The organism is Actinopolymorpha sp. B9G3, from assembly GCF_040120725.1.
In the GTDB taxonomy this organism is placed as follows: Bacteria; Actinomycetota; Actinomycetes; order Propionibacteriales; family Actinopolymorphaceae; genus Thermasporomyces.
In genome coordinates, this window is sequence record NZ_JBEEAB010000001.1 from 229,275 (window position 1) to 248,981 (window position 19,707).

Annotated in this window: 17 protein-coding genes; 5 read left to right on the forward strand and 12 right to left on the reverse strand. The window is 66.6% G+C overall.

All coding sequences use genetic code 11. The annotated features are described in order from the left end of the window. Positions 1-115: 115 nt before the first annotated feature. Entirely contained in the window at positions 116-2,887 is a 2,772-nt protein-coding gene (locus ABNF93_RS01015) for an ATP-binding protein (RefSeq protein WP_349325557.1), read from the reverse strand. Between the two features lie 184 nt (positions 2,888-3,071). Here ABNF93_RS01015 and ABNF93_RS01020 point away from each other — a divergent pair, with 184 nt between their 5' ends. The 3 genes from ABNF93_RS01020 to ABNF93_RS01030 all read left to right on the forward strand — a co-directional run bounded on the left by ABNF93_RS01020 (position 3,072) and on the right by ABNF93_RS01030 (position 5,392). Next, positions 3,072-3,653, forward strand: a complete 582-nt coding sequence (locus ABNF93_RS01020; RefSeq protein ID WP_349325558.1) for a dihydrofolate reductase family protein — start codon at positions 3,072-3,074, stop codon at positions 3,651-3,653. Between the two features lie 15 nt (positions 3,654-3,668). Then, the gene (locus tag ABNF93_RS01025; RefSeq protein ID WP_349325559.1) at positions 3,669-4,169 is read left to right on the forward strand and encodes a pyridoxamine 5'-phosphate oxidase family protein; all 501 of its coding nucleotides are present in this window, start codon (positions 3,669-3,671) and stop codon (positions 4,167-4,169) included. A gap of 158 nt (positions 4,170-4,327) precedes the next feature. After that, positions 4,328-5,392 carry an MASE1 domain-containing protein gene (locus ABNF93_RS01030; RefSeq protein ID WP_349325560.1) on the forward strand — a complete coding sequence of 355 codons (1,065 nt, stop codon included), beginning with the start codon at positions 4,328-4,330 and terminating at the stop codon, positions 5,390-5,392. 22 nt (positions 5,393-5,414) lie between these two features. Here ABNF93_RS01030 and ABNF93_RS01035 read toward each other — a convergent pair whose 3' ends face one another. The 10 genes from ABNF93_RS01035 to ABNF93_RS01080 form a co-directional block, all read right to left on the reverse strand. Continuing rightward, positions 5,415-6,458, reverse strand: coding sequence for a DMT family transporter (locus ABNF93_RS01035; protein WP_349325561.1), 1,044 nt, complete (start codon positions 6,456-6,458; stop codon positions 5,415-5,417). Positions 6,459-6,541: 83 nt separating this feature from the next. Next, positions 6,542-8,137 carry an N-acyl-D-amino-acid deacylase family protein gene (locus tag ABNF93_RS01040; RefSeq protein ID WP_349325562.1) on the reverse strand — a complete coding sequence of 532 codons (1,596 nt, stop codon included), beginning with the start codon at positions 8,135-8,137 and terminating at the stop codon, positions 6,542-6,544. Further along, entirely contained in the window at positions 8,134-8,955 is an 822-nt protein-coding gene (locus tag ABNF93_RS01045; RefSeq protein ID WP_349325563.1) for a creatininase family protein, read from the reverse strand. The genes ABNF93_RS01040 and ABNF93_RS01045 overlap by 4 nt, the downstream gene beginning before the upstream one ends. A 23-nt stretch (positions 8,956-8,978) precedes the next feature. Continuing rightward, positions 8,979-10,352: an amidohydrolase family protein gene (locus ABNF93_RS01050; protein ID WP_349325564.1), complete on the reverse strand. Its 1,374-nt coding sequence runs from the start codon at positions 10,350-10,352 to the stop codon at positions 8,979-8,981. 145 nt (positions 10,353-10,497) lie between these two features. Beyond that, positions 10,498-11,259, reverse strand: coding sequence for a FadR/GntR family transcriptional regulator (locus tag ABNF93_RS01055; RefSeq protein ID WP_349325565.1), 762 nt, complete (start codon positions 11,257-11,259; stop codon positions 10,498-10,500). After that, a complete protein-coding gene (locus ABNF93_RS01060; RefSeq protein ID WP_349325566.1) occupies positions 11,249-12,775 on the reverse strand; it encodes an amidohydrolase in 1,527 nt (508 codons plus the stop codon). The genes ABNF93_RS01055 and ABNF93_RS01060 overlap by 11 nt, the downstream gene beginning before the upstream one ends. A gap of 89 nt (positions 12,776-12,864) precedes the next feature. Next, positions 12,865-13,644, reverse strand: a complete 780-nt coding sequence (locus ABNF93_RS01065) for an ABC transporter permease (protein ID WP_349325567.1) — start codon at positions 13,642-13,644, stop codon at positions 12,865-12,867. Between the two features lie 100 nt (positions 13,645-13,744). Then, on the reverse strand, positions 13,745-14,590 hold the full coding sequence (locus tag ABNF93_RS01070) for an ABC transporter permease (RefSeq protein ID WP_349325568.1): 846 nt from the start codon (positions 14,588-14,590) through the stop codon (positions 13,745-13,747). Beyond that, positions 14,580-15,374 (reverse strand): ABC transporter ATP-binding protein, encoded by a 795-nt coding sequence (locus tag ABNF93_RS01075; protein ID WP_349325569.1) that lies wholly within the window; start codon positions 15,372-15,374, stop codon positions 14,580-14,582. Before ABNF93_RS01075 ends, ABNF93_RS01070 begins: the two co-directional genes overlap by 11 nt. 41 nt (positions 15,375-15,415) lie before the next feature. Then, the gene (locus tag ABNF93_RS01080) at positions 15,416-16,720 is read right to left on the reverse strand and encodes an ABC transporter substrate-binding protein (RefSeq protein WP_349325570.1); all 1,305 of its coding nucleotides are present in this window, start codon (positions 16,718-16,720) and stop codon (positions 15,416-15,418) included. A 392-nt stretch (positions 16,721-17,112) separates the two neighbouring features. On the opposite strand from ABNF93_RS01080, the gene ABNF93_RS01085 reads away from it, so the two are divergent. Together ABNF93_RS01085 and ABNF93_RS01090 are read left to right on the forward strand one after the other, a co-directional pair. Further along, positions 17,113-18,222 (forward strand): GAF domain-containing sensor histidine kinase, encoded by a 1,110-nt coding sequence (locus ABNF93_RS01085; protein WP_349325571.1) that lies wholly within the window; start codon positions 17,113-17,115, stop codon positions 18,220-18,222. An 83-nt stretch (positions 18,223-18,305) separates the two neighbouring features. Then, the gene (locus tag ABNF93_RS01090; RefSeq protein WP_349325572.1) at positions 18,306-18,866 is read left to right on the forward strand and encodes a GrpB family protein; all 561 of its coding nucleotides are present in this window, start codon (positions 18,306-18,308) and stop codon (positions 18,864-18,866) included. A gap of 76 nt (positions 18,867-18,942) precedes the next feature. Here ABNF93_RS01090 and ABNF93_RS01095 read toward each other — a convergent pair whose 3' ends face one another. Continuing rightward, positions 18,943-19,704: an SDR family NAD(P)-dependent oxidoreductase gene (locus tag ABNF93_RS01095; RefSeq protein ID WP_349325573.1), complete on the reverse strand. Its 762-nt coding sequence runs from the start codon at positions 19,702-19,704 to the stop codon at positions 18,943-18,945. Between the last annotated feature and the right edge of the window lie 3 nt (positions 19,705-19,707).

Sequence of the window (19,707 nt, forward strand, 5' to 3'; positions counted from 1 at the left end):
GATCGTTCTCGAGCCAACCGAAGACTTCCACGCGCAGGAAACAGCGCTCGCCCTGCTGAGAGCTGCGACGACCTGAACCGCCTTGCTCTCCGGCCCGTAGATCAACACCTCGCGGTCACGCAGTCGTCGCAGGTGGGCGGCGGGTGGGCGGCGGGCAGCCGAGGGCGCGCAGTTCGGCATGCCCTTCGGGCTCGCGGTCGGGCAGCAGGAGCAGCGTGCACGCCCGCTCGAACCGCGCGTCGAGCCGCTCCCACGCCGCGAGGGCCTCGGCGATGGCGTGGGGGTCGCGCTCGAGTCGTCCCCGGGCGCGGTCCAGGCACGCCGCGGTCCACCGGTGTTCGGCCGCCAGATGCTCGACCTGGGCGAGTCGCTCGGCGGCGTCCGGGAGGCCGGCGACGACGGCCAACTCGGCTCCGGCGGCGCGGGCGTAACCCTCCCACCAGCGTTCCGGGAAGGCCGCGTACGCCCGCTCGACCAGCACTCCGGCGCCCCCGCTGTCGCCTGCATGGATCGCGATCCGGGCGTCCACGAACGCCATGACGGCCATCAGGTCGGGACTGCCGGCCGGGTCGTCGCAGCCGGCGACCGTGAGCGCGCGGGACCGCCACAGCTCATATCGCCCGTCGCCGCGTAGGCCGTGCACCAGTGCGGCCGTCGCGAAGGCGGACGACATCCACGTCATGGCGGGCGAGCCGTCGCGCACCCAGTTGTCCCACAGGGCCCGCGCGGCGTCGGCGGCCTCGTCGAACCCGCCGGACAGCGCGCGCACCCGGATGAGCCGTGGCGCCGACAGGTACGGATGGTCGCCGACCGGGTCGTGCCGGCGCGCCCGTTCCACGGCCTCGCAGGCTGCCGGCAGGTCGCCCGCCGCCAGCGTGACGGACGCAGCCATGTGGTAGCCATCGGTGATCTCGGCCGCATCGGTGGGCTCGTGGGCGACCAACCTGCCGAGGATCCGCATCCGCTCGGCGAGGATGCGTTGCGACTCGCGGAACCGGCCCGCGCGGATGGCGGCGACACCGAGCAGGTCGAGGGCGGCAGCGATCAGGGCCGGTTCGCCGGCCTGCCGGGCCGCGTTCACGGCAGCGCGCGACAGGGTGAGCGGGTCCGTCGGGTCGGTCGGGTCCGTCGGCGCGGTGGGCGCGGTCGGCTCGTGCCAGGCCCGGGCAGCGGCGAGCAGTGCGGCCGCCGTCGGATCGGCGCCGGCGGCCGCGGTCGCCTCCCGCAGCAGCTCCGACCGCTGCTCGGAGGTCACCGCGCCCCAGAAACCGTTCGGGTTGCGAAGGTTGACGACGACTGCCTGGGCCAGGGCGGCCGCTCGGGCGTTGTCCTCACCTTCGACGCGCGCCCGCTCGGCGGCGTCCAGGAGGAGGTCGAACGCCGCCGGACCGGCGGAGACGATGACGGCGGCATCGGCCGCGGCGCGCAGGTCACGACCCGCCGCCACCGCGTCGGTGGCCCGGTCGGCGGCGGCGCGGTAGTGGCCGCGGGCCTCCACGAAGAACCGGCGCGCGAACGTCAGATGGGCCAGGGACCGGCCCAGGTTGTGGGCGGTGACGTCCGGGACCGGCTCCGTCCCGGCCAGCGCGGCGCGGAGATCGTCGGCGACGGCATCGAAGTCCGGTTCCCACGCGTGGGAGATCCGAGCCTCCAGCGCGGCCGCGGTGTCTGCCGCCCACTCCAGATGCCGCCGCCGGGGCGCGTCCGCCTCGCCCGCGTCGGCGAGTTGTTCCAGACCGAACGCACGCACCATGTCCAGCAGGCGCCACCGGCCCGGACCGGTGCCGTCGTGGACGAGCAGGCTCTGGTCTGCCAGCCGTCCGACGAGGTCGGCCAGTTCGCCGCGGGTCGCGCCCGGTGTGGTCGCCTCCGCGGCGGCCAGGTCGAATCCTCCGACGAACACGGACAGCCGGCGAAACAGGGCCCTCTCGTCCTGGTCGAGCAGGTCGTGGCTCCACCCGATGACCGCGCGAAGCGAGCGGTGCCGCTCGTCGGCCTGCCGACCGCCGGTGAGCAGGCGCAGCTGATCGTCCAGCGCCGCGAGCAGGCCCTCGATGCCCAGGGACGCCGATCGGGCCGCGGCGAGCTCGATCGCCAGTGGCATGCCGTCGAGCCGGGCGCAGATCCGCGTGACGGCCGACGGGTCGGCCGTGAAGTCGGGCGACACGGCCAGTGCCCGGTCCAGGAACAGGCGCTCGGCGTCGGAGTCCAGCGGCAGCGGTCGTACCGGCGCGACGTGTTCCCCGGTCAGCCCCAGCCGCTGCCGGCTCGTGGCCAGGACCGTGGTGCCCGGACACTCCGACAGCACCCGCTCCACGAACGTGCCGACCTCCTCCACGAGGTGCTCGCAGTTGTCGAGCACGAGCAATGACCGCCCCACGCCAAGCCGTTCGACGACGGAGTCCTCCAGCGACCGTGCCGGCCGTTCGGTGACGCCCAACCCACCCGCCACGGTTGGTACGAGGAAACCGGCGCGGACCGGCACCAGGTCGACGAACGCTCCGCCGCCGGGGTACGAAGGCGCGGCAGCCTCGGCCACGACCGCGGCCAGCCGCGTCTTCCCCACGCCGCCGGGACCCAGCAGCGTCACGAGCCGCGCCCGGGCCAGCCGCTCCAGTGCGACGTCGAGGTCTCGCGACCGGCCGACGAACGTGGTGCGGCTGTCCGGGATCCCGGTCAACCGGCCGCCGGTGGCCGGTGGCTCCGCCACTCGTGTGGCCAGAACGGCCAGCTCCCTGCGGTCGACGACACCGAGCTTGCGCAGCAGTGACGAGACATGGCTCTCGACGGTGCGTACGGAGATGTGCAGCCGGCCGGCGATCTGTGCGTTGGACTGGTGTTCGCCGACGGCAGCCAACACCTCCGCCTCCCGGGGCGAGATCTCCATCGGCTCCACCACAACATGGTCCCTCACCCGGTGTTCTGAGCTCGTTCCGTGCCCGCAGTTGGCGGTGATCCGTGGTGGATCCGTGGTGGATCCGTGCTGGCCACGGATGGCCCACCACGGCCGCCGGGGCCATGCTCGACAGGCCGGCAGATCGCCGGACCAACGAGATAACAGGGGTACAGACATGAGCAAGACCGTCTTCGACATCAGCATGTCTCTGGACGGCTTCGTGACCGCGTCGAACCAGACACCGGAGGAGCCGATGGGCGACGGGGGCCTGCGGCTGGTCGCCTGGGCGTTCGACACGGACGAGACGAACCGGCACTTCCTGGAGCGGTCCGGCGAAGCCCTGGGGGCCGTGATCTGCGGCCGCCGGACCTACGACCACTCGCTGCCGTGGTGGGGCGCGGACGGTCCGAGCGGGCTGGCCCGGCGGCCGGTGTTCGTCGTCACGCACGAGACCCCGGCCGACAACCCGCCGGGCGGGGTGTACCAGTTCGTGACCGACGGCATCGAGAGCGCGCTCGGGCGGGCCCATACCGCCGCCGGGGACAAGGACGTGTGCGTCATGGGCGGCGCCGACCTCGGGCGGCAGTACATCGAGGCCGGCCTGGTCGACGAGATCTCGATCCACCTCGTGCCCGTCCTGTTCGGCAGCGGCACGCGGATGTTCGAGGACCCATACGAGAAGCACGTACAGATGGAGGTGGTCGACGTGCTCTCCACGCCGTCGGCGACCCACCTCAGGTACCGGATCGTCAGGTAGCGAAGGATGTTGGGCATGACAGACCACGACATCGCGGCCCACGCTCAGGCCATCATCGACACGAACCTCTACCTGACGCTGGGGACGGTCGATGCGGCCGGCCGCCCGTGGACCTCCCCGGTCTACTTCGCCTCGGCCGGTGGCCGGGAGTTCTACTGGCTCTCGGCCACCGACGCCCAGCACTCACGCAACCTCGCCGAGCGTCCGCAGGTGAGCATCGTCATCTTCGACTCGACCGTTGCGCCGTACCACGGACGCGCCGTGTACGCCGCCGGCGAGGCGCGCGAACTGTCGGGGAGCGACCTCGACCGCGCGCTCGAGATCTACCCCCGTCCCGATGGAGAAGGCGTGACTCGATTCAACCGGGACGAGGTGGCCGCGCCAGCCCCGTACCGCCTCTACCAGGCAACGGCGGCGGACCTGTGGGTCCTGTGTCCCCGACAGCCCAGGCAGCCTTGCCCGCTCCACGGCCTCGCCAAGGACCACCGGACCCACGTGGCGCCGCCCACCCCGTAACGGCACCATTGCACGATGGGTACGAGGGGTCGCGCTGGCCACTCTTCCCCGGCGGCGACTCTGCGGGGACGGTCCAGGCGAGGGATCGCCGGCCAAGATGGTGCGGGCGTCACATTTCGCCCCTGCACTCTGGTCCGCAGTGGTTGTAGCGTGATCCTGTGCTTGGCGTTGGCCGCGCGACCAGTGGAATCAAGCCGCCTGCATTACTTGGAATGCAGGTCTTCGGTGTGGCTGCGGCATATTACGCCGGTACGTACCTGGCTGTCCTCACGACACCGCCCGGTTTGCCGGTTACCTCGCTCTGGGTATCGGCGGGAGTTGCCTTGGCTTGCCTTCTGCTGTTCGGCGTCAAGGTGTGGCCGGGCATATTCGTCGGATCTTTCCTGTCAAATATGACGGCTGTGCCAGCACTCGAGGCGGTATTGGTCGCTTCTGGCAATACGATCGCCCCGGTATGCGCCTACTTACTCCTACGCCGGGTGGGCTTCCGGATCGGGTTGGATCGGATCAAGGACGCGGTTTCCTTTGTGCTCCTGGGCGCATTCGCGGCGATGTCACTGAGCGCCTCCATCGGCACTGCGGCTCTCGTAGCGGCGGAGTCCTGGCCGGCGAAAGACTTCCTGCGCCTGTGGTTCGCGTGGTGGTCGAGCGATGTGCTGGGCGTCCTGGTGGTGACGCCGCTCCTCCTCGTTCTGCGCGAATTTCGGCTCGCCAGGCACGTCGGATGGTCGAGACGGATTGAGTTCGTCGCCCTCCTCCTTGCCACCCTTGCTCTCACAATAGTCGCAAATTTTACCTTCGGCCTGGTATTTCTCGGTTTCCCGCTCATTGTGTTTGCAGCACTGCGGTTCCAGTTGGGTGGAGTGGCCCCCTGTGCTTCATTGGTGGCCGCAGTCACCATTGAATCCGCGGGTCGCGGGTATCGACCTTTCGAGGGCCGCGGCCTGCTGGAGAGCGTCTTCATCCTTCAAGTTTTCAACGGTGCCCTCGTGCTCACCGGCCTCCTCCTTGCCGTGGTGATAACGCAGTGGCACCGCGCGCGGGTCGACGTACAGCTCACCTGCTTCCAGTTGGCCGACGCTGTAGGCCGACTACAACGAAGCATGCTCCCGGACCTGGAAAAACACGGAGATGCGGGCAAAGTCCCTTCCCGAACAGTGGGTGAGGAGGGGAGTCCGCGCAGCCTGCGAGACTCTGGCCGGAAGTGGCGTGAAGCCAGCTGACAGTTCCGACCTTCCCCAACGATCAGAGGCTCCGGACCCGCCGCGGTGGATCATTGTGGCCCGCCAGCGGGTGGGTCGGGCGACGCTTGGGGCGCAGGACGGCGAAGAGGCCCGAGGCCAAGGCCATACCGACCAGCACGAGGAGGCCTCCAAGCACCTGACCGGTGGCGAGCTTCTCACCGAGGACGGTCACGCCCAGCAGGGCCGCCGTGACAGGGTTGAGGAGGAGCAGCGAAGCCGAGGTTTCCGCGCGCACACGACGCACGCTGGCCATCACGAGGGTCTGTCCGGCCACCATCACGAAACCGAGCCACACCAGCGCTACCACCGCGTCGACGCGCCAGTGCGTGGGCATGATCATGCTGCGCTCGAACGCCGCCAGCCAGGCGAGCACCACGACAACCGTCAGCACGGCAGCCGAAAGGGCGGTCTGTTCTGGCCTGATACCGAATGGACTGAGCCACCGACGGCCAAGGACCAGATAACAGGCGTAGCTGACGGCCGCGCCCAGCCCCGCCGCCATCCCCGAGGCACTCGTGTCTGCCAGGGAGAGCTGAGCGAGCAGACCCGTGCCTACCAGCGCGCTGACGAGACCGGCGACGGCGCGGGCGCGGAGCGGTTCGTGCAGAAGCAGCGGGGCGATGGCCGCTGAGAGGATGGAGTAGAGCGCGACGACGAAGCCCGTGATGGTCGAACCGACGCCTGCGACGGCAAAGTTCATGCCGACGATGAAGATCGGACCGCTGAGCGCACCGAGCACGAGTACGCGACAGCGGCGGGCCCAACGCGCAACTGGCTCCCCGTGCCCAGGTCGCGTCGCCCGACGCCTCCTGGTCCGCTGGACCAGGATGAGGGCAGCGAGGAGAAGGGCGCCGACGCCGCCGCGCCACATCGCCGCCGACGTGGGCGTGAAGGAGCGCAACTGGAACGCCGTCGCCACGAAGGCACTGCCGAACAACACCGCGGCAGATGCCGCCGCCCACGCGCCGACCCGCACCTGCTGAGAACTGGGCGTGGCCTGATGATCCGCCGCCAGCGGGCGTTCGCTCCCCTCGCGATCGCTCACGGATGGATGAGTGGGACTCATGGGCCGGCCTCCCCATCCCTGCACGATCCACACCGGCGCGCGGGGAGGTGCGGACGACCCACCTACAACACCTGGCCGGCCAGGGCCCCGGTGACCGCGCCATTCGCGACCGCGTGCTGACCGTTGACGTAGACAGCCGAGATCCCCCGTGGATTGCGGGCGGGAGTTCGGTAACTCGAGTCGGTCGAGACCGCGTCCGCGTCGAAGACCACCAGATCGGCGGCATAGGACGTACGGACGAGTCCTCGGCGTTCGAGGCCCAGACGTTCGGCTGACCGTCCCGTCATCTTGGCGATCGCCTGCTCGAGGGAGAGAACATCTTCCTCGCGGACGTAGTGACCGAGCACGAGGGGAACCCAGCCCCAACAGTTGGGGTGATGGGCGACTTCGCCCGGCCCGCCGTCCCTGGTGCCGCGCCAGCCATCCGATCCGATCGTGAAGAGCGGATGGGTCATGCAGTCGCGCACGTGCTGCTCGCTGAACAGGCGTCCGTTGACGGTGACACGGCCCATGCCTTCGCCTTCGTCCTCGAACAACTGCAGCAGGGCGTCGTACGCGTCGGTACCCAGCCTTTGGCCAAGGACGTCGAGACTCTCGCCGACCCATTCCGGATGGGCGCTGGAGTAGGCGAGGGTCACCCGGTCCCAGGCGCCGGTGGCCGCGAACCTCCAGTACCGGTCGTTGTCGTCGTGGATCCGGGCACGCAGCTTCGGATCCTTCAGCCGTCGCAGCGTGCCCGAGGCCCCGCCCTCGAGAGCCCACCCAGGCAGAAACGCCGTGGCCAAGCCTGGTCCGGTGTCGAAGGGAATCATGTCCGCCTCGACGTCGAGACCGGCTCGACGTACCTCCTGTAGCTGGTCGAGGACCCGCTCCGTCGCACCTGGAGCGTGGCCAGGCTTCGCCATGAGATGTGAGAGTTGCAGTGTCGCCTGGGCATCGCGACAGGCGCGAAGAATCTCCGCCGTGGACTGCTCGTAGTGCTCGTCCCGGTTCCGCATGTGGCAACCGAGGAAGGCATCGTGGCGTCCAACGACCGTCGCGAGTGCGGACAACTCACTCACGTCAGCGCGGCGGGTGGGCGGGTATTCCAACCCGAACGAAAGACCGCGTGCTCCATGGTCGAGAGCCTGCTCGGCGAGCCTGACCATCGCCCTGACTTCCTCCGAGCGCGCGGGACGATCGTCGAACCCCATCACCGCACTGCGGATGGCGGCATGCCCGACGAGGTAGTAGCAGTTGGTGCCGGTACCTTCACGCACCCGTTGCAGATACTGGTCGACGTTCTGCCAGTCCACCCGTACGCCTGGCTGCCAGGCAAGGGAGCGCTGGGTCAGGCCATCGGCGTTGAGGTCACTGATGGGAGCGTAGGACTGGCCGCAGTTGCCGACGACCTCGGTCGTCACGCCCTGCCGCAGAGCCGACCTGCCGTGGCGCTCCTCGAGCATGGTGAAGTCGGAATGCGTGTGGATGTCGATGATGCCGGGAGCGACGACCTGACCCGACACGTCGACAGTGGTCCTGGCGGCAACGCCTTCGTCTGTTCCGACATAGGCGATCACGTCGCCCTGGATTCCGACATCGGCCCTGAACCGGGGCTGTCCGGTGCCATCGACCACGACGCCGCCCTCGAGCAGCACGTCAAGCGGGGCGGCGGTCACGACTGATCACTCCCCGCCGGAATGGGCATCTGGAACCGCGCCATCTCGCACAGGACTCCGGTGAGCTTCTCGACGATCAGGTCGGCCGTTCCGCGGCCACGCTCCGGCGTGGACTTGCGTGGGTCGCCCATGACACCGGTGGTCGAGACGTCCTGCGAAAGCCAGGCGAAGGTGACCGGTCCTCGCAGGGTCAGGTGCTCGATTCCGTCGGCCATCTTGGGGAGTTGTCCCAGCGACTCCGTCCGCTCTGTCCGGACCAGGTCCGGCGCGAGATGGAGCAGGAGGGATGTCTCCCACTCACCCGCATGGGTTCCCCATCGGGCTTCGTCATCATCGTGTTCTTCGTCGTGAAGACCCATGAGAAAGACCGTCAGAGGAAACACCATCAGTCCGGTCTTCTCCCGCACGTCGCGGGCAACGTGACTGAGAACACCGGGATTTCCACCGTGACTGTTGAGGAGCACGAGCCGTCGAAAGCCGCTCCTCGCCACCCCGTCCGCGATGTCGTGGATGACGGCGGAGAGCGTGGACGCCGAGAGCGTGAATGTCCCGGGAAACGCCCTGTGCTCGTTGCTCTTGCCGTAGACAAGGGGCGGCAGCACCCACAGGCGTGCGTTCTGCGGTGCGCGCTCGAGCGCTCGGCCGAGCAGGACCTGGCCGATCAGCGTGTCGCTCACGATCGGCAGGTGCGGTCCATGCTGCTCGATGGAGGCCACCGGCAGAATCACGGCGGCGTCGGCTTTGGGCAACCCCTCGATATCGGTCGTCGTCAGGTACGGCAGGTATCTTTCCTCCGGGATCGGCCCATGAAGGTTCATGGTGTTCTTCCCCACACAGGGCATCACTCCATCGGCCAAAGTTTGCGGACCTCGAGCCCGGTCCGCTCGTACAGGTTCCGGGAGTGCTCGGCCGCGTCGCGGAGCACTTCTTCCTCATCGATGTGAAGCAGGTGGCGGCCTTCCATCACGATGTCTCCGTTGATGACTGCCGTGTCCACGTCGGCACCCGTCGCTGAGTAGACGAGGTTGGAGACGGGGTAGTCCGCGGGCGTCCAGTGGGGGGCGTCGGTGCGTAGCACGATGAAGTCCGCTCGCTTTCCCACCTCGATGGAACCGATCAGATGGTCCATGGACAGGGCGCGGGCGCCACCGAGGGTGGCCATCTCCAGAACGGCCTCGCCCGGAACCACGGTGGGGTCGTGGTGACGGAGCTTCTGGAGATAGGAGACCCACTTGAAGTCTCGAATGAGATCGGCACCGTTGTTGGCGGCGTTCGCATCCGTCCCCAGCGCGACGTTGACGCCCGCGTCGACGAGCTCACGAACTGGCGTGATCCCGCTGCCCATCTTCGCGGGCCCGGTGGGGCAGTGGACCACGCTGGTACCAGTGCCCACCAGAGCGGGGATCTCCTCCGGGGGCAGGCCGCTGCAGTGTGCCAGAACGACGTCCGCGCCCACCAGGCCAACTCGGTGCAGATACTCCCCCGGCGTGGCGTCGAAGTTGTTCCTCAGATAGGCCAGCTCCCGGTCGGTCATCGCGTAGTGCTGGCAGATGCCCATGCCGCGTGACCGAGCGGTCTCGACGACCTCGCGGAGGACGGGCTCGGGGCATCCACCGGTCGAGCGCGGACCCAACCAGATCTTGATCTGTTCGGAATCCTTCCACTGACCGGCTACGGCGACGGCCTCCTCCATCGCGATGTCCGGCGGCTCCCGTAGCCCTTCGTGCAGCGGCGCCTCATCGAGGTAACCCCCGCCATCTCCAACGGCGCGTGGCAGAACCGCCCGCATTCCGGTCTCGGCGATGACTTCGGCAAGTTCGCCCAGCGCGTGCCGGCCGAGCACCAGCGTCTCCAGGAAGGTGGTCGTCCCTGCCTTGAGCATCTCCACGATGGCCAGCCGGGTGGACACCTTCGCGTCCGCAGATGTGAAGTTGCCTTCGAGGACGAAGATCCGCGAGGACATCCACTGGTGGAGTGGGAGCTCGTCGGCCGATCCGCGGAGAAGTGCCTGGGGCAGGTGAACGTGCCCGTCGACGAGCCCAGGCATCACCAGCCAACCCCTCAGATCCTTGACCGGCTCGTCGGGGTACTGCGCTCGCACCGTCACGCGGTCACCAACCGCCACGATCGAGGACCCGACCACTGCGATCGCGCCGTCCCGCAGAATCCGCCGTCGCGGATCCATCGTGACGACCACACAATTGTCAAAGATCACGATATTATTTTATCTGCCGATAAGACTCCCATGCAATGCATGGTGGGTACGAGCCATTTTTGGTGGCCCGACCTATGGAGCAATCCGGACAATCTCTGAGCAGTCAGGCCAACGGCATGCGGCCCCGAAATGCGAAGGGCTGTGATCAGCCCGCAGAGCGTTTTGTCCGCCTGGACCGCGGCTGTCGCATGCCGACCACGAAGCGTTCGAGCGGCTCGAGGTGGTCGTTGACCGCCTTCTCGATGATGTCGACGTCCCTGGTGATCAGGGCGTCCAGCAACTCCCTGTGCAGATCCAGCACGGTTTCGCGGCTCTCGATCCGTGTGACGTAGTCGCCGAACTGGATGACGAGCTGTTCGAGAATCTGGTGCTGGTATCCGGCAAGAGCTTCGCTCCGCGCACTTCGACCGATGACGTAGTGAAAGCGGTGGTCGTAATGCGTCCAGCCGTGCTTCCCGACTCGTTTCTTCGTTCTCATTCCTTCCATGCGTGCGAGCGAATCCTCGAGCAGATCGAAGTCATGCTGAGTCGCACGGAGGCCGGCCAGCCGAGCCAACTCGAGTTCGATCGGACGGCGAGCCTCGACGAGTTCGGCCGGCGTGAGGTCCCACCGATTCGCCGTCAACCCCAGGACGTCGACTGGAATGATGTCGCTGATGACAATCACGCCCCCCGTCGCCCCACGTCGCGTCTCGATCACCTTCGCCTGCGACAGAACCTTCAGCGCCTCACCCACGGTCGGTTTGCTGACGCCCATGCTCAGGGCGAGTTCGTCCAGGTAGGGAAGGCTGTCGCCAGGTGCGAAGTAGCCTGCGCGGATCGCATGAGTGATCTGGTCGACGACCTCCTCGTGCGCCCGGGAGTTCACGACCGGATGGAACCGTGCACGTGGCTCTTCAGAACGCATCACGTCTCCCCTGGCTGTCGCCTCGCTGGTCCGCACCAAAGGGAGTGAACCGCCTCCCCTGCGTGAGGCGTCGTGTCCCTGCCCTGCGCGACACCTCGTCGGCTCGAGCCTGCGCCTCGCGCATGAGCGATCCCTCGTCCACCCTGGTGGACACGCCATCCTGGATCACGATCTCGCCATTGACAAGCACCGTGTCCACGTTGGCCTGCGTCGCGCCGTACACGATGCTCGAGATGGGGTCGTGCACAGGCACTGTCTTCACGTGCCATGGGTCGAGGAGAAACAGATCGGCGTGCCGTCCGACCTCGAGCGCGCCCAGATGCTCAGACAGTCCGAGTGCCTTCGCCCCTCCCATGGTTGCCAGACGCAGCATGTCGCGGGCGTTCAGGGCGCGCGGGTCACGCTGCTGGGTCTTCGCCAACACGGCGCCGAAGCGTAGCGCCTCCAGCATGTCCTGGGTGTTCCCGCACGCGCCGCCGTCGGTCGCCAGGCTCACGTCGATGCCATGCTCGAGCATCCGGACGACCGGTGCGATGCCGTTGCCCAGGTAGCAGTTGCTCACCGGGTTGTACGAAACCTGCATCCCCGTCCGGGCCATGATCTCCATCTCGGCCTCGTCTACCTGAACGCAGTGTGCGGCAACGACGCGGGGACTCAGGAACCCGATCTCCGCACACTTCGCGAACGCGTTCATCCCCCAGCGATCGATCGCCAGGTCCCGCTCCTCGACGTACTCCCCCATGTGGATGGTGATCTGGGCGCCCTCGGCATCCGCGTACTCGGCGATGCGCACCAAGCCCTGCGTGGTGACCGTCCGGACCGTTCCTGGGGCCGGAAACACACTCGGGACAGGGAGCCCGCTGGGGAACTCGGCCGCGAGCTCGCGCATCTGGTCGAAGACCTCGTCCAGCGGGAGGTACCACGGATCGCGATAGCCACTGTCGGGATTGAGATCGCGGATGGCACGACCGAGGAACCCACGCAGTCCGCTGTCGCGGAAGGCACGCAGCACCGCTCGGTGATATTCCGGGTCGGGCAGTCCGAACATGAAGTCCAGCAACGACGTGCACCCACTCTTGAGCGCTTCGACACAACCGAGCAGCGCGGCCGTGTAGACATCCTCGGGTCTCATCACCTCGCTCGTGGTGAGGATGATCGCCTCGACCCACGGCAGGAGATACATCTCGTCGCCCAGACCCTTGACGAGGTTCTGGAACAGGTGGTTGTGCGTGTTGACCAGTCCCGGGACGGCCATCTTGCCGCGCGCGTCGAGCGTCCGTCGGCTCGTCAGGTGGCGCGCCCCGCTGGTGGGGCCGATCCAGGCGATCCGGCCGTCGCGGATGCCGATCGCGCGTCCGTCGACGACGTGGTACTGGTCGCCGTCGAGGTCCCAGAACTCGCCCGTTCCACCGAGGACAGCGGTGGCATCCGTGAGGAGAAGGTCCAGCGGCGCGATCGGACGGGACTGCTCTGGCGGCGACTCCGACTGGTGGGAATGGGACTGTGCCTCGGTCATGTCAACCTCTTCCACGGAAAACGTACGAGAGAAGCAAGCCGCGCCCTTGTGGGTTGATCCCTCGATGATCGCGTCAGCCCGACGCCACCTCACATGTCCTCACGCTCCTCGACGCGGCGCCAACGGACCACTCGCCTCTCGACGAAGGTGACGACGGAGAAGAGCAGCACACTGGCAAGAGTTGCCACGAGGATGCCGGCCCACACGTTGTCGGAACGAAATCGGACGCTCTCGTTGATGATGTACTGCCCAAGGCCCTGCGAGGCGGTCAGCCACTCGGCGATCATCGCACCGGGAACGACGACACTGACGCCGACACGCAGCCCGACGAAGACGAACGGTAGGGATGCCGGCAGTCGCAGCTTCCACAGCACCTGAGGTTCGGACGCGGCCAGAACGTGCATCAACTCCCTGCCCTCGTCCGTCACCGAACGGAGACCGCGGATCATGTTCACCATGATCGGGAAGAACGAGATCATCCCCGCTACCAGAAGGGCGGTAAAGGTGTTCCTGCCCACGATGAGCGCGATGATGGGCGTGACAGCCACGATGGGTACCGCCTGTAGCGCCATCACCCAAGGCAGCAGGCTCAACTCGAACGTCCGCGAGCGCTGCACGCCGATCGCCAACAGGGCCGCCACGAGAATCGCGAGGACGAACCCACCGATCGCCTCCATCAACGTGGCCAGTAACGCGCTTCCGAGAGTGGGCATCTCATGAAAGACCGCCGCGGCGATGACTGACGGCGCGGGAAGGATGAACTCCCCCACGTCCAGGAGGTGAACCGCTGCCTCCCAGAACCCCACTACCAACGCGATGATGAAGAGGCTGATCCCCCTCGCGACCAGCTTCGTGGGCGACCAGCTCATCCTGGGCCCCTCAGGCGAGCCGACAGTCTGGGCCATCACCCGCTCCTGCCGGAGGCGAGGGTCGTCGCCCGCGTGGCTGAGCGGCGCTTCGCTGCCACGTCTACGACTCCAGTCGGGAGGTCTTGACCGACTCGTGCCAGGGAATGAGGACCTTCTCCGCCAGCCCGAAGATCCCGTAGCCGGCCAGCGCCACCACCGTCGTCAGGATCATGGCGGTCCAGAGAATGTCGACCTGATACTGGAACAGCGAGTACAGCAGGACGACACCGAGTCCCTCGTTGGCACCTACCCACTCACCGACGACCGCCCCGAAGACAGTGGCCGGTGCCGCGACCTTGAAGCCGTTGATGAGGTACGGAAGGGCTGACGGGACGCGAAGATATCGCAGGGTCTGCAGCGGACTCGCCGATACGACTCGCAGAAACTCGACTCGGTTGCGATCAACCGCCCGGAGCCCGCGGACCGCGTTGACGAGCACACCGAAGAACACGGCAAGGGCACTCAGCGCGACTCGCGGACGGGCACTACCCACCCCCAACCAGAGCACGAAGATCGGCGCGACAACGATGAGGGGCACTGCGTACAGTGCCAGTCCCAGACGAAGGACGGCGTGTTCGACTGACGGATGCACCAGCGACATGAGCGCCAGGATGATCGCCAGCGTGCAACCGATGACGAAGCCGAGGACGGCGACCGATCCGGTGCTCACGGTCGCCGACCAGAGTGACGCGGCACGATCGACCAACACCTGCACGATCTCCGATGGTGCGGGCAGGAACTCGAACACGGGGGCTCCGATGAACTGCCACCCGAGAAGTGCGCCCGCTGTGATCGCCACGGCCCGGGTGACAGGACTCCCGAGTCCGCCGGCGAGCCTCGGACGGTCCGGTCTGCCAGGTCGTTCGGCGGCTGCCGTCGAGATCGGGCCTGCCGGATCATCGGCCATACGTCACCTCTGGGCTGCCGGCAGTCAGGTGCAACGCGTCGCTGATCCGCGTCTCGAGCGCGAAGAAGCGTTGCTCGCGATACATCTCGATCTGCCGTGGTCGCGGCAGGTCGATGCGTACATCGTCGGTGATGGTGCCTGGGCGCGGTGACATCACGAGGACGCGGTCGGAGAGGAAGACAGCTTCTGACAAGCTGTGCGTGATCAGCAGAGCCGACGTGTGTGCCTGCGTCCAGATCCTCAGCAGTTCGAGGTTCATCCGCTTGCGGGTGATCTCGTCGAGTGCGCCGAAAGGTTCGTCCAGCAGGAAGAGTCTGGGCTCGAGTACGAGCGCGCGTGCGATGGCGACTCGCTGTCTCATGCCGCCGGAGAGTTGGTCAGGGCTGGCTTCGAGGAAGTCGCCCAGGCCGACGAGGTGCAGCAGTTCCTCACTCTGTCGGCGTGAGTCTTCGTTCAGCCGGCCGGCGATCTCGAGCGGCAGCGACACGTTGTCGAGCACGTTCCGCCACGGGAAGAGCGCCGGGTCCTGGAACACCATCCCGAGCTCACGCCCCAGCCGCGCCTCGCGAGGTGACCGTCCGTTGACCGACAGCTGTCCGCTCGTGGGTTGGTAGATGTCGGCGATGAGTTTCAACATCGTCGACTTGCCGCATCCAGACGGGCCGATGATGGAGACGAACTCACCCGGCTCGACCGCGAATGTCACGTCATCGACCGCGGTCAGGGCCTGCTTGCCGACGTTGAAGGTCTTCGTCACCGCATCCGCGTGGATCACGTGCACCATGGCGACATCCCCGGTCGCTCGTTCTCCATCTGACCGATCACTCAGACTTCCAACAGTGAGCTTGCCCCGTCCATGGCCTCGGCCTGAATCTCAGGCGTGAAGATGTCCGTGGCGGGAATGCTCTTCGGGAGGGAGCCGGCGTCGGCAAGGAAGTCAATCATGTCCTGCCACCTCTTCTCCCTCGTGTAGAACAGCCCGTTCTCGTCGGTGTCGGAGCTCGTCACGTCATCGACCTGGAACTCGCTCTCCAGCTTCTGCTGCTCGAGTTGCAGCTCGTCGGTGCCGTACTTGTCGACGGTGAGCTCCGCGGCCTTGGCCGGGTTCGCGACCACCCACTCCCAGCCCTTGATCGTGGCCCGCATGAACCGGACTAGCAGATCCCGCTCCTTCTGCAGGGTCTCTTCCAGCACGAAGATCGGTGCATCGTAGGGGTCGAAGCCGAACTGCTCGTAGGTGATGTAGTTCATCTCCATGTCCTGGAGCTCCAGGGCCACGCCCTGGTCGGTCCGAAAGCCCTGGAAGAAGTCGATCTCGCCCTGGACGAGAGGCGAGGGGTCGAATCCGCTCTGGACGAACTTCCAGTCTTTGCGTGGCAGCCCCGCATTCGCCAGCAAGGCTTCGATGAGTGGCACGCCTTCAGGCGTTGTCCCGATGCGCTTGCCTACGAGATCCGCGGGCTTGGTCCAGTTGTTCTGTCCCAGTGACATGAAGACGGCTGGCGTCTTCTGGTAGAGGCATCCGATGATCCTGAACTGGAGGTCCTGCTCGATCTTCCCCCGGATGATCCGGTCGGTGATGCCCTCACCTATCGGCACGCCACCGCCGGCGACCACCTGCTGGACGTCGAGGTTCGGGCCGCCAGCAATGACGTTGAGGTCGATGCCCTCTTCGGTGAAGTAACCGTTCTCTATCCCGGCCCACCAGCCGCCGAAGGCGACGGTCTTCAACCAACGGATCTGGAAGTCGAGTTTCCGCACCTGCGTGGCCCCGCTACCGGAGTTCCTCGCGCAGGCCGCGGGGCCGAAGGCAGTCACAGCCAGCAACGCCCCGGTGGCGCCGCGGATGAGCGTCCGCCGGTCGATGCCTCCGTTCGCGATGGTGATCTGGTCGAGCTGGTTCTTGTCGCTCATCGTGGTCCCTCCACGCCGTGCCGATGGGCAGACACACCTGCGACGCACCTGCCCTGACCCGCCACGGCGATCCGCCGATGTGCCGGCCGAGATGGCGCAATTGAAGTCATGGCCAGAGAAAAAGTCAAGTAGCTTAAACTTTGGAACATTGTGACGATATCGCGTGTCCTGCCCGGATATGCGTCGCGCATGGGGCGAGTCAACCTGCTCCGGCACGGCGGAGGAAAAGAGCGAGTCTGGAAGAACCTGCGAACAATCTGAGGCTTGGCTACTTCCTCAGCGTCCTTGCCGTAGATAGGAATCATGAGGGCTCTGACCGACTGGGGACCTTGGCCCGCTCCTCACCATGGCCATCGCTCCACGCTTCTTGCCATTCGAGTGAGCCTTGCTACGCTCCCCCTATTGCCATCTGTGAGCAGATCGATGTGCGACAACCCGCGGCCCCCTGAGTCAGTTGCGCTGTTCGTGCCGCATGTGTAGAGCGCTCCTCATGGAGGTGCGGCACAGCATCAGATGGGCCGTACGAGAAATGTGGCAATCAACAACTCGGTGGTCATATGGTCCTTCCGATCTCGTACGAAGTAGAGGATCGTTCGAGAAACTGGCTTATGGCGGCATCGGAGATTACTCGGGTGTTGCTGCGAGAAACCAATCTCCGAAAGTCGTTACGGGTGGTAGCTCGGAGGCTGCGGGAGGTCTCCGCGGCTGACTATGTATCGATCAGCCTGGCTGACCCGAGGTATCCGAGAGGAACCGCGATCGTCGAAGCTGCCGACGGAATGGGGGCCGAGCACCTGGCCGGCCATATCCTGTTGAACAACAAGCAGGCGTTGTGGACCCAGGTCGCCCAGTCGGGCAAAGGCATCATCAGCCGCGACATCACGAGTCATCCTGCCTACAACCCACCCAGTGAGTTGGCCGAGACCATGTCTGCCATCGGCCTTGCTATGTACCTTCCGCTGGTTGCGGGTGAGACCGTCCTCGGCGTCATGTGTGCCGGTTGGCGATGCGGCTCGCCGTATACCGATATTGCCGAGCAGGAAGTCCCCTGGATGGAGGTCTTCGCTGGCGAGGTGGCACTGGCCCTGCAGCAGGCCCGCGCCCAGATGCTGGTGATGGAGGATCGCGACCGAATCGCCAGAGAGCTGCACAACGTTGCTGTCACCCGGCTGTTCGCCATCGGCACACACCTGCACGTGCTCACTGGTATGGCCGGTCAAGCGGAGGTCCGCCGACGCCTGGGCCACGCCATCAACGACATCGACGAGACGATCCGACGGATTGGCCCTGCGGTCTTCGCCTGCAGTGAAGGCGCAGCCACGGACCAACAACCGGTGAGTGTGCAGTTGGTGGAGGAGGTCGACGCTGCCAGCAGTGTGCTGGGCTTCACGCCGCGCCTCGTGGTGTGCGGCCGACTGGATGACCGCCTGCCCGCGCACGTGGGATCTGAGCTCGTGCTCGCGGTCCGCGAGTCGCTTGCCGACGTCGCCACCCACACAGCCGTGAGCAGGATCGACGTGAACGTACAGGTGGCGGCGGACCAACTCACTCTCACCGTCAACGACAACGGCCAGTCAGGGGAGCGCATTGTCGGAGGCAGCACGCTTGGTTGGCTACGGGATAGAGCCGAGCGGTTGGGAGGAACCGTGGCGGTCCAGGCGGCAACGCCGCCGGGAACGACGCTTTCCTGGTGCGTGCCCCTCGAACGGCAGTCGTAGACCGTGATCAGGCCCGGAGTTGACGCATCGGGGAGGATGCGCGGGATCAGGTGGGAGCAGCACGGTCGCTAGAGTGCGGTCTCGTGATCACGGTTGTCGATTATGACCCTGCATGGCCGCAGCGTTTCGAGACCCTTCGACAGGAGTACGCCAAGGCGATGGCCGAGGCTGGCGTACCTGTCATGGCGATCGAGCACGTCGGGAGTACCTCGGTGCCTGGCCTGGCCGCGAAGCCGGTGATCGACTGCGACATCATTGTCGTGGAGGCTGATGTCGCTGCCGCCTCGGATGTCCTGGTGTCTTTGGGCTTCGGCCCGCTGGGTGAACTCGGGATTCCGCAGAGGTGGGCCTTCAAGGAGCCTGATCGGTTCGCCGGCACCAACACCTACGTGGTCGTCGCCGGGTCGTTGTCGCTGCGCAACCACCTCGTCGTCCGGGACACGCTCCGCTCCGACGCGGACCTGCGGGACGAGTACGCCGCGGTCAAGAAGCAGGTCGGGGCCACGGCGGCGAATATCGACGACTACGGCCGTGGAAAGAACGCCATGGTGCAGAAGATCCTCGCCGAAGGCGGTGTGAGTGACGCCGAACGCGCATCGATCGACGGTAACCAGGTGCCGTCGCACGAGGACGTTCCTCGGTAACTCCGGTCATGGATCCCCGGGCGCAACGTCCCGTGACGCGTCACGGAACGACCCACACTCACCTCGGTGGCCGTCGTCAGCCTCGCATCGCCTGACCACCGTCGACGGTCAGGGTTGATCCGGTCATGTACGACGCCAGATCGCTGAGCAGAAAGCACGTCGGCCCGGCGATGTCGTCGGGAAGCCCGGTCCGGCCCAGCGGACACCGCGACCGGATCGCCTCACGACCGAACTTGTCGATGAGGGCGGTCGCGGTCTCCGTTTCGGTCCATGCCGGCGCAATACAGTTGACCCGGATCTGGTCGGGTGCGAGTTCGCTGGCCGCCGAACGCATGAACGCGATCTGTGCGCCCTTGGACGTGGCATAGGCCGAGTTGCCGCCCGCGCCGGACTGGCCTGCTGTCGAGGTGTAGATCACCATGCTGCCGCCTCCGGCCGCGCGCATGTGCGGGGCAGCCAGTTGCACGGCGGTGAACGTCCCGCGCAGGTTGACCGCCATCACGAGGTCCCATGCCTCGGTCGTCAAAGTGTCGATGGGCAACCAGGTGTCGGCATAGATGCCTGCCGAGACGACGAGACCCTGCAACGGCCCGAGGGTGGCTACCGCGTCACCGAACGCCCGGGTCATCGCATCGGCGTCGGCGGCATCAGCACAGTAGGCACTCGCGCGTCCGCCCAGCTGCTCGATGTCCTTGACCACAGCGACCGCCTGGTCGGCGTGCTGTCGATAGGTCAACGACACCGCCGCTCCGACAGACGCCGCCATCCGTGCGGTGGCTGCGCCAATGCCGCGGCTACCGCCGACGATCATGACGTGGCGGCCAGAAAGATCGATCATCGT

Bases quoted from the DNA above. Each gene is read 5' to 3' on its own strand.
- ABNF93_RS01045 (WP_349325563.1), bottom strand. From the start codon at position 8,955: ATGAACCTTCATGGGCCGATCCCGGAGGAAAGATACCTGCCGTACCTG.
- ABNF93_RS01085 (WP_349325571.1), top strand. From the start codon at position 17,113: ATGGCGGCATCGGAGATTACTCGGGTGTTGCTGCGAGAAACCAATCTC.
- ABNF93_RS01070 (WP_349325568.1), bottom strand. From the start codon at position 14,590: ATGGCCGATGATCCGGCAGGCCCGATCTCGACGGCAGCCGCCGAACGA.
- ABNF93_RS01055 (WP_349325565.1), bottom strand. From the start codon at position 11,259: ATGCGTTCTGAAGAGCCACGTGCACGGTTCCATCCGGTCGTGAACTCC.
- ABNF93_RS01060 (WP_349325566.1), bottom strand. From the start codon at position 12,775: ATGACCGAGGCACAGTCCCATTCCCACCAGTCGGAGTCGCCGCCAGAG.
- ABNF93_RS01020 (WP_349325558.1), top strand. From the start codon at position 3,072: ATGAGCAAGACCGTCTTCGACATCAGCATGTCTCTGGACGGCTTCGTG.
- ABNF93_RS01015 (WP_349325557.1), bottom strand. From the start codon at position 2,887: ATGGAGATCTCGCCCCGGGAGGCGGAGGTGTTGGCTGCCGTCGGCGAA.
- ABNF93_RS01025 (WP_349325559.1), top strand. From the start codon at position 3,669: ATGACAGACCACGACATCGCGGCCCACGCTCAGGCCATCATCGACACG.
- ABNF93_RS01095 (WP_349325573.1), bottom strand. From the start codon at position 19,704: ATGATCGATCTTTCTGGCCGCCACGTCATGATCGTCGGCGGTAGCCGC.
- ABNF93_RS01065 (WP_349325567.1), bottom strand. From the start codon at position 13,644: ATGAGCTGGTCGCCCACGAAGCTGGTCGCGAGGGGGATCAGCCTCTTC.
- ABNF93_RS01075 (WP_349325569.1), bottom strand. From the start codon at position 15,374: ATGGTGCACGTGATCCACGCGGATGCGGTGACGAAGACCTTCAACGTC.